Here is a 15,671-nt window from a genome sequence, read left to right as displayed (position 1 = left end):
GGGCGCGGGCAGATCGATGGGACGGACCGGGCATCGGGCTATTCGCATCGGGCATCGCTTCGAAGCAGATCGAGGAGACACAGCAGGGGGCAGCGCGAGGGCACAGAGCGGGGGCAGAGCGCGGGCGGAGCAGGGGCACGAGGCGGAGGGGGGAAGAGCGGGGAGGGAAGAGCAGGCAGGCAGCGCTGGAAGGCTCGACGTGGCAGCTTTGGCGGTCACCGCGGGTCAGGCCTGCAGGGGTCAGTCTCGGCGTAGGTGGGAGGACTCTCGGAGCAGGGCTTCCAGGACCGGGGCCAGGAGCGGGTGGGATTCCGCGCCGCGGCGGGTGGCGGCGAAGACCCGGCGGGTGGCGGACGGGCCGGTCACCGGGCGGACGCGGACTTCCTTGAGGTCCATGCCGCGGAGCGCCGAGCGTGGGACAAGGGCCACGCCCGCGCCCACCCCCACCAGGGCGACCACCGCGCGGAAGTCGTCCGAGGAGTGGGTGAAACGGGGGGCGAAGCCGGCCGACTCGCATGCCAGCAGGGTCACGTCGTGGCAGGGGTTGCCCGGGTACTGGCCCACCCAGTCCGCGTCGGCGAGGTCGGCCAGGGCGACCGTGGGATGGTCCGCCAGGGCGTGCCCCGGCGGCAGTACCGCGTCGAACGGTTCGGCGTAGAGCGGGAGGACGGAGAAGCGGACGTCGTCCGCGCCGGGGCCGCCCCGGTACTCCACGGCCAGTGCCACGTCGGCCTCGCCGTCCAGCACCATCGGCAGGCTCTGGTCGCCCTCAGCGTCGCGGACGCGCAGGCGGATGCCCGGTCGGTCCACCCCCAGCCGGGCGATGACCGGGGCGAGGACCTCCGCGATTCCGGTCGCGAAGGCCACCACCGTGACCTCGCCGGAGGCGCCGCCCGCGTACGCGGCGAGTTCCGCCTCCGCGCGTTCGAGCTGTGCGAGGACCTCGTGGGCGTGGCCGAGGAGGATTTCGCCGGCGGAGGTCAGCCGCACACCGCGTCCGCTCCGGGTCAGCAGGGCGTGCCCGGTCTCCTGTTCCAGCGCCGCGAGCTGCTGGGACACGGCGGACGGGGTGAGGTACAGCGCTGCGGCCGCGGCGGTCACCGTACGGTGGTCCGCCACGGCGCGCAGGATGCGCAGCCGGCGGGGGTCGATCACCCCACCATCCTCTCAGCCCCGCGTGGCATGCAGTCCCGCGTCACCCCTCGTCACCGTTCACAACGGTGCGTCGCCTTCAGTGGCCTGTTGTGCGGGTGCATTGCGACCGGGTGGCGTTGTTGCGTTCCCGATCCATCCCGGCGCGCGTCGGTGCCTTCGCGGCCGCCGTGCGATCAGCACGCGTCGTGTGCCGGGACACGCCGGGTCAGGACCGTGTCGGGGTCAGGACTGTGCCGCGGTCAGGGCTGCGCGGGCGTCCGTGAAGGCGGCCACGGCGCGCTCCACGTCCTGCGTGGAGTGGGCGGCCGAGAGCTGGACGCGGATGCGGGCGGCGCCCAGCGGGACGACGGGGTACGAGAAGCCGATCACGTAGACGCCGCGCTCCAGCAGCAGTTCCGCCATGCGGGCCGCCTCGGCCGCGTCGCCGATCATGACCGGGGCGATCGCGTGGTCGCCGGGCAGGATCTCGAAGCCGGCCTCGGTCATCTTCGTGCGGAACAGGGCCGTGTTCGCGGCGAGCCGCTCGCGGAGGTCGCCCGCCGACTCCAGCAGGTCCAGGACCTTCAGCGAGGCCGCCGCGATGACGGGCGCGAGGGAGTTGGAGAAGAGGTACGGGCGGGAGCGCTGGCGCAGCAGCTCGACGATCTCGGCGCGGGCGGCCACGTAGCCGCCGCTCGCCCCGCCGAGGGCCTTGCCGAGGGTGCCGGTGATGATGTCGACGCGGTCCATGACCCCGTGCAGTTCGGGGGTGCCGCGGCCGCCCGCGCCGACGAAGCCGACGGCGTGCGAGTCGTCGACCATGACCATCGCGTCGTACTGCTCGGCCAGGTCGCAGATCTCGTCGAGCGGGGCGACGTAGCCGTCCATCGAGAACACGCCGTCGGTGACGATGAGCTTGCGCCGGGCACCGCCGTCGGTGGCCTCCTTCAGACGCGCCTCCAGCTCCGCCATGTCGCGGTTGGCGTAGCGGAACCGGCGGGCCTTGGAGAGCCGGATGCCGTCGATGATGGAGGCGTGGTTGAGGGCGTCGGAGATCACCGCGTCCTCGGGGCCGAGGAGGGTCTCGAAGACGCCGCCGTTGGCGTCGAAGCAGGAGGAGTAGAGGATCGTGTCCTCCTGGCCGAGGAAGGCCGAGAGGCGGGCCTCCAGCTCCTTGTGGACCTCCTGGGTGCCGCAGATGAAGCGGACGGAGGCCATGCCGTAGCCCCAGCGGTCCAGGGCGTCCTTGGCGGCCGCGGTGACCTCGGGGTGGTCGGCGAGGCCGAGGTAGTTGTTGGCGCAGAAGTTGAGGACCTCGCCGGGGGCGCCGCCCGCCGTCACCTCGACGGAGGCGCTCTGCGGGGTGCCGATGACCCGCTCGGGCTTGTGCAGTCCGGCGGACCGGATCTCGTCGAGGGTGGTACGGAGGTCCTCGCGGACGGACGTGAACATGTGTGCTCCTAGTGCGGCGTGGGCGACCTGTGCGACCTGTTCGACCTGTGTGCCGGGGGCGGCTTGGGCGACGGCTGTGCTGGTGTGTGCGGCGTCTGCGCGGCGTCTGCGGTGTGTGCGGCGTCTGCGCGGTGCGTGCGGAGGCTGCGGTGTGTGCGGCGTCTGCGGGGTGTGGCGTGTGTGCCCGGGTGGAGGGCCGGACCCCGCGGAAGGGGGGAGGGGTGCGGGGTCCGGCCGGAGGGGGTGGTCTGCTCCGGACCGGCGGCCGGGGCGGGCGGGCGAGGCGGGCGGCCGGGGCCGTCGGCTCCGGCCGACGGGCCGGCGCTTGCCTGCCTAGGCCGCGGTCCAGTCCAGGATGATCTTGCCGCTGCGGGCCGTGGCCGCCTCGTCGAAGGCCGCCTCGAAGTCGGTGTACGCGTAGCGGCCGGTGATCACCGGGCTGAGGTCCAGGCCGCCCTCCAGGAGGACGGTCATCGCGTACCAGGTCTCGAACATCTCGCGGCCGTAGATGCCCTTGATGGTGATCATCGAGGTGACGATCTTGGCCCAGTCCACCGGGAACTCCTGCGCCGGCAGCCCCAGCATGGCGATCCGTCCGCCGTGGGTCATGTTGTCGATCATGTCGCGCATGGCCTCCGGCCGGCCGGACATCTCCAGGCCGATGTCGAAGCCTTCGCGCAGCCCGAGCTCGCGCTGGGCGTCCGCGATCGTCGACTCCGCGACGTTGACCGCCATCGTGGCGCCGGCCTTGCGGGCCAGGTCCAGGCGCTCGGGGCTGACGTCGGTGATGACCACGCTGCGGGCGCCGGCGTGCCGGGCGACGGCCGCGGCCATGATGCCGATCGGCCCCGCGCCGGTGATCAGGACGTCCTCGCCGACGAGCGGGAAGGACAGGGCGGTGTGCACCGCGTTGCCGAACGGGTCGAAGATCGCCGCCACGTCCAGGTCCACCCGGGTCCGGTGCACCCACACGTTCTGCGCGGGCAGCACCACGTACTCGGCGAACGCGCCGTCGCGGCCGACGCCGAGGCCGAGCGTGGACCGGCACAGGTGGCGGCGGCCGGCCAGGCAGTTGCGGCACTTGCCGCAGACCAGGTGGCCCTCGCCGCTGACCAGTGCGCCGACCTCGATGTCCTGGACGTCGGCACCGATCGCGGCGACCTCGCCGACGAACTCGTGGCCGAGGACCAGCGGGGTGCGGACGGCGCCCTGCGCCCAGCCGTCCCAGGTGCGGATGTGCAGGTCGGTCCCGCAGATGCCGGTGCGGAGCACCTTGATCAGCACCTCGCCCGGGCCGTACTCCGGCTCCGGCACGTCCATGAGCCACAGCCCGGGCTCGGCCTTGTGCTTGACGAGTGCCTTCATGGGTGGGCTCCAGGCAGGTGAGAGGGGCGTACGCGACCGCCGGTGCCGGCGTGAGCGGGCTGGTCGGCACGGTCGGCGAGGTCGCCGGGACCGTTGTGACCGGTGCGGCGTCTGGGACGAGACCAATGTGCCGAGGCCGGTGGTGATCAGTCCATCGAGGATTTCTTAAGCGGGCCGACAGCAAACCTTCATGCCCGTACGTTCACCGCAACGCCCCTCCCCCGAGCCCGGTCCCGAGCCCGGTCCGGAGCCTGGTCCGGCGCCGCTCCTGCCCCGGTCCGGCCCCCCCTCCGGCCCTGGGTCCGGCCCCGGTCCGGAGCCGCTCCCGAGCCCGTGCCGGGCCCGCTCGCCGGGGCTGCCGGAAGGTTCGTCACTGCATGCCCCTGCACCTCGCTTGACCTGCACCTCTATGCTCCTCCCGTGACCGGGGTAGGGCATGGAGCAGGTAGCGGGGAGGTGGCGGGCGTGCCGAGTCTGCGGAGTCGGGCGCTGACGGCCGCGCTGATGGCGGCCGGACGGCGAAGACGCTTCGCGTCCGCCGAGGCGGTACGGGACCAGGTGGCGCGCTCCGCGCGGCGGCCGGCCTCGCACCTGCCGCCGCGCTCGCTGGGGCGGGTGGCGGAGGTCTCCCGTACGTTCGTGGGCGCCTGGCCCGTCTACGACGCCGCGCCGCGCGGGGCCGACCCGGTGACCCGGGTCCTCTACATCCACGGCGGCAGCTACATCGACGAGCTGGTCCGGCCGCACTGGTCCCTGGTGCGGACCCTGGTCACCGAGGCGCAGGCGCACTGTGTGGTCCCGGCGTACGTCCTGGCCCCGCGCGGCACCGCCGACCGTACCGTTCCGGTCGCGACCGACCTGCTGAGCGGGCTGATCGCGAGCAGCGGGGACGGCGGGACCGTGCTGATCGGGGACTCTGCGGGCGCCGGGCTGGCCCTGGCCGCCGCCCAGCGGCTGCGGGACCGCACCGGCGCGCAGCCCTCGCGGATCGTGCTGATCTCGCCGTGGCTGGACGTGAGCATGACCCACCCGGACCAGGCCGCGCTGGAGCCGGCCGACCCGATGCTGGCCCTGCCGGGGCTGGCCGAGGCGGGCCGGCTCTACGCCGGCACCCTCGCCCTGGACGATCCGCTGGTCAGCCCGCTGCACGGGTCCTTCGCCGGGCTCGCCCCGATCAGCGTGTTCACCGGCACCCGGGACGTGCTGACGACGGACAGCCGGGAGTTGTTGCGCCGGGCGCGGGCGGACGGCGTGGAGGTGGACTTCCACGAGGCGCCGGGGTTGCCGCACACCTATCCGCTGCTGCGGGTGCCCGAGGGCAGGGCGGCCCGGGACCGGATCGTGTCCCTGGTCAGGGACGCCGCGGAGGGGTGACGGCCGCCGCCGTCAGGCGGTGCAGATCATCAGTGAGCTGACGGGCGTGGTCCGGTACGCCGTCCAGAACGCCTCGTCCCGGTCCCGGTCCGGCGGCGGGGTCCGGCTCGGCTGCCAGCTCACCGAGGCGAAGCCCGCCTCCACGGCGGCTTCGGCGTACTCCTGGTGCGGCCACTCGCGGCAGGTGAACGGCACCGGCGGGTCGGTCGGGAAGGACAGCCGCAGGAGCGGCGCGTCGCCCTCCGGGATCCGCTCCAGGAAGCGCACGCCGAAGGGCGACCAGTCCGTGTGGGGGTGGGCGCCGGGGTTGAGCACGATCGCCAGCAGCCGTCCGCCCGGCCGGAGGCCGGCGCGGATCGCCCGGAACACGGAGTGCAGGGCGTTCCGGTTCTCGGCGTAGTTGAAGAGGTAGACGGCGGTCGCGAGGTCGAAGGCTCCCAGGGGTGGCAAATCGGCCATGTCGGCCGTCACGTACTCGATCCCGTCGATCTCGTGGGTGCCGTGGCTGCCGTGGCTGCCGTGGCTGTCATCGGTGCCGCCGGTGCCGCGGGCTCCGTCGGCCCCGCCGGAATCCGCTCCGGCCGGTCCGGCCGCCGGGGCCTCCTCCCCCGCGCGTCCCCGGGAGTGGGACCGCGCCAGCCTGATCATCTCCGCCGAGGTGTCCACGCCGACGGTGCGCCGCGCGCCCGCGCGCGCCAGCAGCCGGGTGTGGTGGCCGCGGCCGCAGGCGAGGTCGAGGACGTCGAGCCCCTTCACCCCGCCGAGCTGGTCGAGCACCGTGAGGAGGGTGTGCGTGTCGGCCGCGCAGAAGGCAGCCGCGCTCTTCGACTCCTCGAAGCGCGTGCCGATCACGTCGTACTGCAGGTGGTAGTCGTGCCGCATGCCGATCATGCTCCCGCCGCCGGACGGGCGGGCGCGGGCGCGGGAGCCGTACGGTCCCCCGGACGGGTCGGCGTTCGGCGCAGTCGGGTACGGCGACCGGGGTGCGGAGCGGCAGGGGGAGCGCGCGGGAGCGTGCCCCGGGAGCGCGCGGGAGGGCCGTACGGCGCGCACGGCGTCGGGGCGCCCGGTGGCTCCCGCACCCGGAGGCCGGATTTCCGGTCACCGGGAACGAGTGGAGCGATCTTCGGCCGAGCACCACTTCGGCCGATAACTGCCGCCATTCGCAGGCAACACCGCACAACCGGGGACATGTCACTGCCCCAATCCGGGCAGAGCACCCCCGCGGTGACGGCCCGGCAGGTTCGGGGAACGGCCGGAGATCGGTCCCGGAACTGCCTTTCGGCCAGCGGAGACGGACTTTACGATCAGGCCGTGACCTTCACTCCACGGCTGAGCGGCGGCAGGCACGGCACGGGCATCAAAGCGATGCGCCGGACCCGGGACGCGATACTCCGCGGACTGGAGCTGCCCACGCCCGTGGACGCGGCGGGGGTGTTCTCGGCGCTGTGCGCCTCGATGGCCCGCAGGCACCGCCAGCCCGTCGACTACCGGCTGGTCCGGTTCCCGGTCAGCACGGTCAGCGGCCTGCTGGTCCGGACCGAGCACAGCAATCTGATCCTCATCGAGGAGAACACCTCCACCGAGCACCAGCTGGGCATCCTGGGCCATGAGCTGTGGCATCTGGAACAGGATCCCCGGCCGGCCCCGGGCTCGTACGCCGGTCCGTATTCCGGCCCGTATTCCGGCCCGTATTCCGGCCCGTCCTCGCGCTTCGGCACGCGGGACGCCCGGGACGTGCGGGACGCCCACCTGGACCCGCGGGCGCACTCGCGCCCCGACTGTTCGCGCAGCCCGGAGGCCGAGGCGGACTGCGAGCTCTTCGGGGCGCTCGTCGCCGGGCACTGCATGCGCTGGCTGGACACCGGCGCGCACGGCATGCCCCGGTCCTCCAGCCAGTTCGAACGCCGACTGCACACCTCCCTCGGCCGGCCGGGGCCCGACTCGGTCTGGTGAACGACAACTCCGGTTACTGGATCCTCGCCGGGACGATGTGGACCGCGTGTCTGATCAAGACACCGGGCCTGCGCCACCGGCGGAGTCCCCTGTACCTCACGGTGTGCGGCGTGCTGCTGCTCGGCGGCATGGCCTACTGCTTCGCGAACCCCGACGTGATCGGCGCGGTGAACACGGCGACCGGTGTGCCCAACTTCTCCGCCCCGCTCGTCTACGGCCTGCTGACCGCCGAGAGCGCCATGATCCTCACCCTGCTGGTGTACTGGCGGGACGGGCCGGAGGAGCGGGCCCGGCGGGCCGCCCGGCGCTGGCAGGCCGCGTACGGGGCGGTGGCCGTCGCCCTGGTCGTGCTGTTCGTGATCGGCGACGCCCCGGAGGAACACCGGATCGACTTCGACGTCCACTACGCGAAGACGCCGTACGTCCGCGAGATGATCCTCCTCTACCTGCTGGCGCACACCGGGGCGGTGCTGTCGGCGACCGTGCTGTCCATCCGCTGGTTCGCGAAGGTGACGGGCCCGCCCTGGCTGCGCCGGGGGCTGCGGGTGCTGATCCTGGGCTTCGCCCTGAACTTCGGTCTGGACGTGTCCAAGTTCGCGGCGATCGGGGCCCGCTGGGCCGGTGGCGACTGGGAGGTGCTGAACAACCGGGTCGCCCCGCTGTTCGCCTTCGCCTCGACCCTGTTCATGTGCCTCGGGTTCATCCTGCCGCTGGTGGGCGAGCGGGTGTCCGGCGCGGTCTCCGACGTACGGACCTTCGTACGGCTGGGGCCGCTGTGGCGGGCCCTGCGGTACGCCGGCCCGGTCGTGGTGGTCGCGCTGCCCGTGCCGTGGTGGGAGATGGAACTGCGGCTGACCCGGAGGGTCGCCGAGATCCAGGACTGCCGGCTCTCGCTGCGGCCCTACCGGAGCGATTCGGTCGCGACGGGCGCCCGGGCCCGGGCGGCGGCCGCCGGGCTGCCCGGGGAGACCGCCGACGCGGCCGTCGAGGCGGCCGTGCTGGCCGCCGCGCTGGCCGCGAAGATCGCGGCCGAATGGAGCGGGGAGGCCGAGCCCGAACTGGGCGGTCCCGCCGCCACCTTGCCGCTGCTGGACCGGGACGCGCTGGTTCGGGTCTCGCGGCAGTTCGGCCGGCCCGGCCGGGGCCGCGGCGGCCGGAAGGGACGGACTCGCCGGGGTGGCCGGGGCGGCGGGAGCCGACCGGGTGGCCGGGGCGGCGGGAGCGGCCGGGGCCGGCACGGGGTCTGGGGCCGTTGGGGCGGCCGCCCGGCCGGGTCCGGGTCCGGGTCCGGGTCCGGGTCCGCCGGACTGTCCGGTGCGACGGCGCGGGCTTGGGCCCGTACCCGCCGAATCCGGCGCAATGACCGCGCTCCGGGGACCCGGTCGGCAAGGATGAGCCCATGACGATGCTCATCAACAGCGCCGGGACCGTGGTCGAGGACGCGCTGCGCGGGATGGCCGCCGCCCACCCCGAACTGTCCGTGGACGTGGCACGGCGGCTCGTCGTACGCCGGGACGCCCCGGTGGCGGGGAAGGTCGGCCTGGTGTCCGGCGGCGGATCGGGGCACGAACCGCTGCACGCCGGGTTCGTCGGGCTCGGGATGCTCTCCGCCGCCTGCCCCGGCGAGGTGTTCACCTCGCCGGTGCCCGACCAGGTGGTGCGGGCCGCGGCCGCGGTGGACGGCGGGCAGGGCGTCCTGTTCGTGGTCAAGAACTACACGGGCGACGTACTGAACTTCGAGATGGCCGCGGAGCTGGCCGAGGAGGAGGGCATCCGGGTCGAGCGCGTTCTGGTGAACGACGACGTGGCCGTCGTGGACAGCCTCTACACGGCGGGCCGGCGCGGCACCGGGGCCACCCTCTTCGTCGAGAAGATCGCGGGCGCCGCGGCCGAGGAGGGCGCCCCGCTGGACCGGGTCGCCGCCGTGGCCCGCCGGGTCAACGAATCCTCGCGGAGCTTCGGGGTGGCGCTGAGCGCCTGCACCACCCCGGCGAAGGGCAGCCCGACCTTCGAACTGCCGGAAGGACGGCTGGAACTGGGGATCGGCATCCACGGCGAACCGGGGCGGGAGCAGCGGCCGTCGATGACCTCGCGGGAGATCGCGGACTTCGCGGTGGGTGCCGTGCTCGACGACCTGCCGGGGCCGGCCGGCGGCCCGGTGCTCGCGCTGGTCAACGGCATGGGGGCGACCCCACTGCTGGAGCTGTACGGGTTCGGTGCGGAGGTGCACCGGGTCCTCGCGGAACGCGGGGTGCCGGTGGCCCGGACCCTGGTCGGGAACTACGTCACCTCGCTGGACATGGCGGGGTGTTCGGTGACGCTGTGCCGGGCCGACGAGGAGCTGCTGCGCTGGTGGGACGCGCCCGTGCGGACCGTCGCGCTGCGCTGGGGCTGCTGACCGTATGGTGGCCGGAGTCGGCGGTTCGGGACGGTGCGGGGCGGGCCCGGGCAGGGCGCGGCTCCGGGACGAGACGAGGAGACCGGGTGCGTGACGCGGAGTTCTTCCGGCGCTGGATGGCGGCCGCGGCCGCCGCGGTGGAACGGGAGGCGGAACGGCTGACGGAACTCGACTCCCCCATCGGGGACGCGGACCACGGCAGCAACCTGCTGCGCGGTTTCACCGCGGTCGTCCGGGAACTGGAGGCGGAGCGCCCGGAGCAGCCGGGGGCCGTGCTGCAGCTGGCCGGGCGGACGCTGATCTCCACGGTCGGCGGGGCGTCCGGGCCGCTGTACGGGACGCTGCTGAGGCGGACCGGCAAGGAGCTCGGCACGGCCGCCGAGGTCTCGGACGGGGAACTGCGGGCGGCGCTGGACGCCGGGGTCGGCGCGGTGGCCCGGCTGGGCGGTGCCGCGCCGGGCGACAAGACGATGCTGGACGCCCTGCTGCCGGGGATCGGGGCGCTGGGCGCCTCCTACCGGGCGGCCGGTGAGGCGGCGGAGAAGGGGGCACGGGCGACGGTGCCCATGCAGGCGCGCAAGGGCAGGGCCAGCTACCTGGGCGAGCGGAGCATCGGCCACCAGGACCCGGGCGCCACGTCCTCGGCGTTGCTGCTGGGAGCCCTGGCGGACGTGGCGGACGCGTGGGACGCGATGGATGCGATGGACACGGCGGACGGGGAGGGCGGGGCATGACCGCCTCGGACACGGGTGCTGCGGGCACCGCGGGCGATGCGGGGGGTACGGGAGCCGCGGGTGCTGCCGGTGCTGCGGGAGGCACGGGCCCGGACGCGCCCGGCGGCGGGCCGGTGGACGAGGGTGCCGGGCCGCTGGTCGGGATCGTGCTGGTCTCGCACAGTGCCCAGGTCGCCCGGTCCGTCGCGGAGCTGGCCCGGGGCCTGGCGGCCGGGGGCCCGGTGGCGCCGGTGGCCGCCGCGGGCGGCACCGCCGAGGGCGGGCTCGGCACCAGCGCGGACCTGATCGTGGCCGCGGCGATCTCCGTGGACCGGGGCGCCGGGGTGGCGCTCCTGGCCGACCTGGGCAGTTCGGTGCTCACCGTGAAGTCGCTGCTGGCGGAGGAGGAACTGCCGCCGGGCGCCAGGCTGGTGGACGCGCCCTTCGTGGAGGGCGCGGTCTCCGCACTGGTGACCGCCTCGGCGGGGGCGCCGCTGGACGCGGTGGTCGCGTCGGCGGCCGAGGCGTACAGCTACCGCAAGGCGTGACGGGCGGCGGGGCCGTGCCCCGCCCTGCCCGGCGCGCCCCCGCGGGACCGGCCGGCGTCCGCCCGGACCGTAACGGTCAGCGGCCGCGCAGCTGCTCCATCTCGCGCCGGTCGCGCTTGGTCGGGCGGCCCGTTCCGCGGTCGCGGAGGCCCGTGGCGGCCACCTCCACCCGCGTGGGCGGCGGCGGGCTGTTGTCGACGTACGCCTCGGCCGCGACGGGGGCGCCGACCCGCTTGGTGAGGGTCTGCCGGACCACCACGATGCGTTCCCGGCCCTCGTGGAAGAGGCGTACCTCGTCCCCCGGCTTCACCGACTGAGCCGGCTTGGCCCGGTCACCGTTGACGCGTACGTGTCCCGCGCGGCAGGCCGCCGCCGCGATCGAACGGGTCTTCGTCAGGCGGACCGCCCAGATCCAGGCGTCGACACGTGCCGATGTCTGTTCGCTTCCCGTGGCTGCCATGTCCCGACTCTATCGATCGGACCGCCCCGAAGCGGAGTGCTTTTTGGCAGATGAGACAACAGGTCCGGCATGTGCCATGGAGATCGGGCCAAGAGAATTGCAAATGCGCCAGCGGTGCCCCTACCTTGTCGCCCATGCAGTCCTACACCATCGGTCAGGCGGCGCGACTCCTCGGCGTGAGCCCGGACACGGCACGCCGCTGGGCCGACGCAGGCCGGGTCGCGACCCATCGCGATGACAGCGGCCGGCGGCTCATCGACGGCCGCGACCTGGCCGCCTTCTCCATCGAAATGGGACAGAACTCCCAGGCCGAGGACGACGAGCCGTACACCTCGACCCGCAACGCGTTCCCCGGGATCGTCACGGCCGTGAAGCTCGGCGACGTATCCGCCCAGGTCGAGATCCAGGCCGGTCCGCACCGGCTGGTCTCCCTGCTCACCAGGGAAGCGGTCGAGGAGCTCGGACTCCAGGTCGGCATGCGGGCCACCGCCCGCGTCAAGTCGACCAACGTCCACATCGACCGCGCCTGAGACCGGACCGACCGGCCCGGCCCGCCGCCCGCACCCCATCGGAGTATCCGCGCATGTCCCCCAAGACCTCGTTCCTGAACCACCGCCGCGCCGCGGCCGCCGTGCTGTCCTCGGCCCTGCTGCTCTCGCTCACCGCCTGCGGTGGCGACAAGGACGACAAGGCCGACGAGTCGAAGGCCTCGGCATCCGCCCCGGCGGCGCCGAAGGCCGCCAACCTGACCGTGCTCGCCGCCTCTTCGCTCACCGACGTGTTCAAGACCGCCGGTGACGTGTACCAGAAGACCCACCCCGGCACGAAGATCACCTTCTCCTTCGCCGGTTCGCAGGAGCTGGCCGCCCAGGTCAAGCAGGGGGCCCCGGCCGACGTGCTGGCGACCGCCGACACCAAGACCATGGACGGTCTGAAGGCCGAGACCGGCAACCCGACGATCATCGCCAAGAACCGCCTGGTGATCGCCGCAGGCAAGGGCAACCCGTTCAAGGTGGACGAGCTGAAGGACCTCGCCGACACCAAGCTGAAGGTGGTCCTCGCCGCTCCCGAGGTCCCGGTGGGCCGCTACAGCAAGCAGATCCTCGACGCCCAGAAGATCGAGGTGAAGCCGGTCTCCCAGGAGCCCAACGTCCGCGCCGTGCTGAGCAAGGTCGAGCTGGGTGAGGCCGACGCCGGTCTCGTCTACAAGACGGACGCCGCCAAGGCCAAGGGCAAGGTGGAGGCCGTGGAGATCCCGGACGAGCAGAACGCCGTGGCCTCCTACCCGGCCGCCACGCTGAAGGCGTCCAAGAACGCCGAGGCCGCCGCCGCGTTCGTCGCCTGGCTGAGCACCCCGGAGGCGCAGCGCATCCTCCAGGACGCCGGCTTCCAGCAGCCGTAACCCGCCGCCGGCCGCCGCCGTTGCCGCGGCCGCCGAGAGGGACTGTCCGATCCACCGAAAGGGACTGCCTGGTCCGGGGGGACAGGCAGTCCCTTTCGGGCTGTCCGCGGCCTGTTCGTGCGGGTGGCCGCGCGCGATGATCGACCCCGGCCCACGCCCCGTCCCGGTCCCGGCCCCGTCCCCGCACCGGCCCCGTGCCCCTTTCCCTCCTCCCGCCAGGAAGCCGTATGCGCAAACCCCGTACCCGACCGCCCGTCGCGCTCGTGCTGCCCGCGCTGCTCGCCGTGGCGTTCCTGCTGCTGCCGCTCATGGGCATCCTCGCCCGGACCTCCTGGCAGGACCTGGGCGAGCACCTCACCACCCCCGGGGTGGTCGAGGCGCTGAAGCTGTCCCTGCTGGTGTCGGGCTGGGCCCTGGGGCTGTCGCTGGTGCTCGGCGTGCCGCTGGCGTGGCTGCTGGCCCGGGTCGACTTCCCGGGCAAGGCGCTGGTGCGGTCGCTGGTGCTGCTGCCCATGGTGCTGCCGCCGACGGTGGGCGGTGTGGCGCTGCTGCTCGGCTTCGGGCGGCGCGGGCTGCTCGGGCCGTGGCTGGAGGAGACCTTCGGCATCACCCTGCCGTTCCACACTTCCGGAGCGGTGGTGGCGGCCACGTTCGTGGCGATGCCGTTCCTGGTGATCAGCCTGGAGGGGGCACTGGGCGGGCTCCGGCAGAGTTACGAGGAGACGGCGGCCTCGCTCGGCGCCGCACCGTTCCGGGTGTTCCTGACGGTGACCCTGCCCATGGTGGCGCCCGGACTGATCGCGGGCGCGGCGCTCACCTGGGCGCGGGCGCTCGGCGAGTTCGGGGCGACGATCACCTTCGCGGGCAATCTGCCCGGGACCACGCAGACCCTGCCGCTCCAGGTCTACCTGCTGCTGCAGGACAAGCCGGAGGCCGCCACCTCGCTGTCGCTGCTGCTCCTCGCCATCGCGATGGCGGTGCTGATCGCGCTGCGCGGCCGGTGGACCGGTACTCCGGTGGCGCGCAGGGACGTTTCTCCCGCGTCGGCCGACGACACCGCACCCGAGCCCGAACCCGCTCCGGCGTCGGCCGGGGCGACCGCCACTCCGGCCGTCCCGGCCGGACAGTGGCCCCTGCACGCCGAGGTGACCGGCTTCAACCGGCTCACGCTGGCCGCCGAGCCCGGCACCACCATCGCCGTCGTCGGCGAGAACGGCGCCGGCAAGACGACGCTGCTGCGCGCCCTGCTGGGGCTCACCCCCCGCGCCCACGCCGAACTCCGCCTCGGCGACGCCGATGTCACGGCACTGGCCCCGCACAAGCGGCAGGTGGCCTGGGTCCCGCAGGACGGTGCCCTGTTCCCGCACCTGAGCGCGCTCGCCAACACCGCCTACGGTCTCCGCGCCCGCGGGGTGCCGCGCGCCGAGGCGCGCCGGGAGGCGCGGGAGTGGCTGGACCGGCTGGGCGTGGGCCACCTCGCCCACCGCAAACCGCCCCAGCTCTCCGGCGGCCAGGCACAGCGGGTGGCGCTGGCCCGGGCACTGGCCGCACGGCCCCGGCTGCTGCTGCTCGACGAGCCGCTGGCCGCGCTCGACCAGACCACCCGCGCCCATGTCCGGCACACGCTGCGCAGCCACCTGGCCGGTTTCGGCGGGGTCTGCCTGATGGTCACGCACGACCCGGTGGAGGCGGTTTCGCTGGCCGACCGGGTGCTCGTACTCGCCGACGGCGAGGCGCTGCAGGACGCGCCGCCGGCCGAGGTGACGCGGCATCCGCGCTCGCCGTGGGTGGCCCGGATGCTGGGCCGCAACGCGTGGCCCGGCGAGGCCGGGGAGGACGGCCTGGTGCTGGACGGCGGCGGCCGCCTGGTGTCGGCGGAGCCGGCCCCCGCGGGCAGCCGGGCGCTCGCGATCATCGCGCCGGAGTCGGTGTCCGTGCACCGTGAGCGCCCGGACGGCAGTCCGCGCAACGTGTGGCCGGGCACCGTCCGCGAGATCACCTCGGTGGGCAGCCGTCTGCGCGTGCTGATCACCTCCGCCGAGGCACCCGACCTGGTCGCGGAGATCACCCCGGACGCGGCGGCGGAACTCGGCCTGTCCGACGGGGCTCCGGTCTGGACGAGCGTGAAGGCGACCGAGGTCACCCTCGTGGAGCTCTGACGCCGCCGGGGGCGGTGCGTCACGCGGTCTGCCCGGGCGGAGCGTCTCGGGGTCTCCGCGGGCGGTGCGTCACGCGGTCTCCCCGGGCGGAGCTTCACGCGGACTCCCCCAGGCGGTCCGTGACGCCGTCTCCGTCAGCCGATGCGGCGGGCCAGCACCCGGCCCGGCCAGCCGTCGGACAGGTAGGTGTCGGTGGGGGTGAACCCGTTGCGCTCGTAGTACGCGACCAGTTCGCCCCCGCCGCCCGCCCAGCAGTCCACGCGCAGCAGCCCCACACCGGCCCGCCGGGCCTCCTCCACGGCGTGGTCCAGCAGCGCCGCGCCCACGCCCCGTCCGGCGTACCGGCGGTCGGTCACCAGCAGTCGGACGAACCGCTCGGGCTCTCCGGCCGGTGCGACGGGTATCTGCGGGCTGGGCCCGGAGTCGAGCACCATGGCGCCGACCGGTGTGCCGTCCGACTCGGCGATGTACGGGGCGTTCTCGGTGGTGTAGCGCTCGACCCGTTCCGCCCCGCCGGGGCGCCGGGAGTACGGCACCGTGCCCCACTGCTCGGTGTTGCCGCGCGCGTTCATCCAGGCGACGGCGGAGTCGAGCAGGGAGAGGATGGCCGGTGCGTCGGTGATGCCGCCGGGCCGGATCCTCAGGCCGTCGGGCCGTGCGGTGTCGTCCATGGCGGAAGCCTAGGCGGCGGGGCGTACTTCGAGGTCGGC

Annotated in this window: 15 protein-coding genes; 9 read left to right on the top strand and 6 right to left on the bottom strand. The window is 74.1% G+C overall.

Annotation, left to right across the window (positions count from 1 at the left end; genetic code table 11):
• Positions 1-240: 240 nt before the first annotated feature.
• The 3 genes from AB0O36_RS34255 to tdh form a co-directional block, all read right to left on the bottom strand.
• Positions 241-1,155, bottom strand: a complete 915-nt coding sequence (locus AB0O36_RS34255; protein ID WP_365117212.1) for a LysR family transcriptional regulator — start codon at positions 1,153-1,155, stop codon at positions 241-243.
• Positions 1,156-1,377: 222 nt separating this feature from the next.
• Positions 1,378-2,586 (bottom strand): glycine C-acetyltransferase, encoded by a 1,209-nt coding sequence (locus AB0O36_RS34250; RefSeq protein WP_365117209.1) that lies wholly within the window; start codon positions 2,584-2,586, stop codon positions 1,378-1,380.
• Between the two features lie 333 nt (positions 2,587-2,919).
• Complete coding sequence (gene tdh / locus AB0O36_RS34245; RefSeq protein ID WP_365117206.1) at positions 2,920-3,951, bottom strand: L-threonine 3-dehydrogenase; 1,032 nt, start codon at positions 3,949-3,951, stop codon at positions 2,920-2,922.
• Positions 3,952-4,416: 465 nt separating this feature from the next.
• Between tdh and AB0O36_RS34240 the strand changes: the two genes are divergently transcribed.
• Entirely contained in the window at positions 4,417-5,325 is a 909-nt protein-coding gene (locus AB0O36_RS34240; RefSeq protein WP_365117204.1) for an alpha/beta hydrolase, read from the top strand.
• Between the two features lie 12 nt (positions 5,326-5,337).
• Here the strand turns inward: AB0O36_RS34240 and AB0O36_RS34235 are convergent, their stop codons facing one another.
• Positions 5,338-6,207, bottom strand: a complete 870-nt coding sequence (locus AB0O36_RS34235; RefSeq protein ID WP_365117202.1) for a class I SAM-dependent methyltransferase — start codon at positions 6,205-6,207, stop codon at positions 5,338-5,340.
• Between the two features lie 432 nt (positions 6,208-6,639).
• Between AB0O36_RS34235 and AB0O36_RS34230 the strand changes: the two genes are divergently transcribed.
• The 5 genes from AB0O36_RS34230 to AB0O36_RS34210 all read left to right on the top strand — a co-directional run bounded on the left by AB0O36_RS34230 (position 6,640) and on the right by AB0O36_RS34210 (position 10,940).
• Positions 6,640-7,281, top strand: coding sequence for a hypothetical protein (locus tag AB0O36_RS34230; protein WP_365117200.1), 642 nt, complete (start codon positions 6,640-6,642; stop codon positions 7,279-7,281).
• Entirely contained in the window at positions 7,278-8,684 is a 1,407-nt protein-coding gene (locus AB0O36_RS34225) for an MAB_1171c family putative transporter (RefSeq protein WP_365117198.1), read from the top strand. Before AB0O36_RS34230 ends, AB0O36_RS34225 begins: the two co-directional genes overlap by 4 nt.
• Positions 8,681-9,679, top strand: coding sequence for a dihydroxyacetone kinase subunit DhaK (dhaK, locus tag AB0O36_RS34220; RefSeq protein WP_365117195.1), 999 nt, complete (start codon positions 8,681-8,683; stop codon positions 9,677-9,679). Before AB0O36_RS34225 ends, dhaK begins: the two co-directional genes overlap by 4 nt.
• 86 nt (positions 9,680-9,765) lie before the next feature.
• Positions 9,766-10,413 (top strand): dihydroxyacetone kinase subunit DhaL, encoded by a 648-nt coding sequence (dhaL, locus tag AB0O36_RS34215; protein ID WP_365117193.1) that lies wholly within the window; start codon positions 9,766-9,768, stop codon positions 10,411-10,413.
• 113 nt (positions 10,414-10,526) lie between these two features.
• Entirely contained in the window at positions 10,527-10,940 is a 414-nt protein-coding gene (locus AB0O36_RS34210; protein WP_365117215.1) for a PTS fructose transporter subunit IIA, read from the top strand.
• A 76-nt stretch (positions 10,941-11,016) separates the two neighbouring features.
• On the opposite strand, the gene AB0O36_RS34205 is transcribed toward AB0O36_RS34210, so the two are convergent.
• Complete coding sequence (locus AB0O36_RS34205; RefSeq protein ID WP_365117191.1) at positions 11,017-11,400, bottom strand: RNA-binding S4 domain-containing protein; 384 nt, start codon at positions 11,398-11,400, stop codon at positions 11,017-11,019.
• A 134-nt stretch (positions 11,401-11,534) separates the two neighbouring features.
• On the opposite strand from AB0O36_RS34205, the gene AB0O36_RS34200 reads away from it, so the two are divergent.
• From AB0O36_RS34200 to AB0O36_RS34190, 3 genes are all read left to right on the top strand, one after another.
• Complete coding sequence (locus tag AB0O36_RS34200) at positions 11,535-11,930, top strand: helix-turn-helix transcriptional regulator (protein ID WP_365117188.1); 396 nt, start codon at positions 11,535-11,537, stop codon at positions 11,928-11,930.
• Between the two features lie 53 nt (positions 11,931-11,983).
• The gene (gene modA / locus AB0O36_RS34195) at positions 11,984-12,802 is read left to right on the top strand and encodes a molybdate ABC transporter substrate-binding protein (protein ID WP_365117186.1); all 819 of its coding nucleotides are present in this window, start codon (positions 11,984-11,986) and stop codon (positions 12,800-12,802) included.
• A 227-nt stretch (positions 12,803-13,029) separates the two neighbouring features.
• A complete protein-coding gene (locus tag AB0O36_RS34190) occupies positions 13,030-14,961 on the top strand; it encodes an ABC transporter permease (RefSeq protein WP_365117183.1) in 1,932 nt (643 codons plus the stop codon).
• A 134-nt stretch (positions 14,962-15,095) separates the two neighbouring features.
• Here AB0O36_RS34190 and AB0O36_RS34185 read toward each other — a convergent pair whose 3' ends face one another.
• Entirely contained in the window at positions 15,096-15,632 is a 537-nt protein-coding gene (locus tag AB0O36_RS34185) for a GNAT family N-acetyltransferase (protein WP_365117182.1), read from the bottom strand.
• Between the last annotated feature and the right edge of the window lie 39 nt (positions 15,633-15,671).

This window comes from Streptomyces sp. NPDC089799 (assembly GCF_040684755.1).
GTDB lineage: Bacteria > Actinomycetota > Actinomycetes > Streptomycetales > Streptomycetaceae > Streptomyces.
The sequence above is the reverse complement of the archived record's forward strand: the minus strand, read 5'-3'. Positions and strand labels throughout refer to the sequence as shown.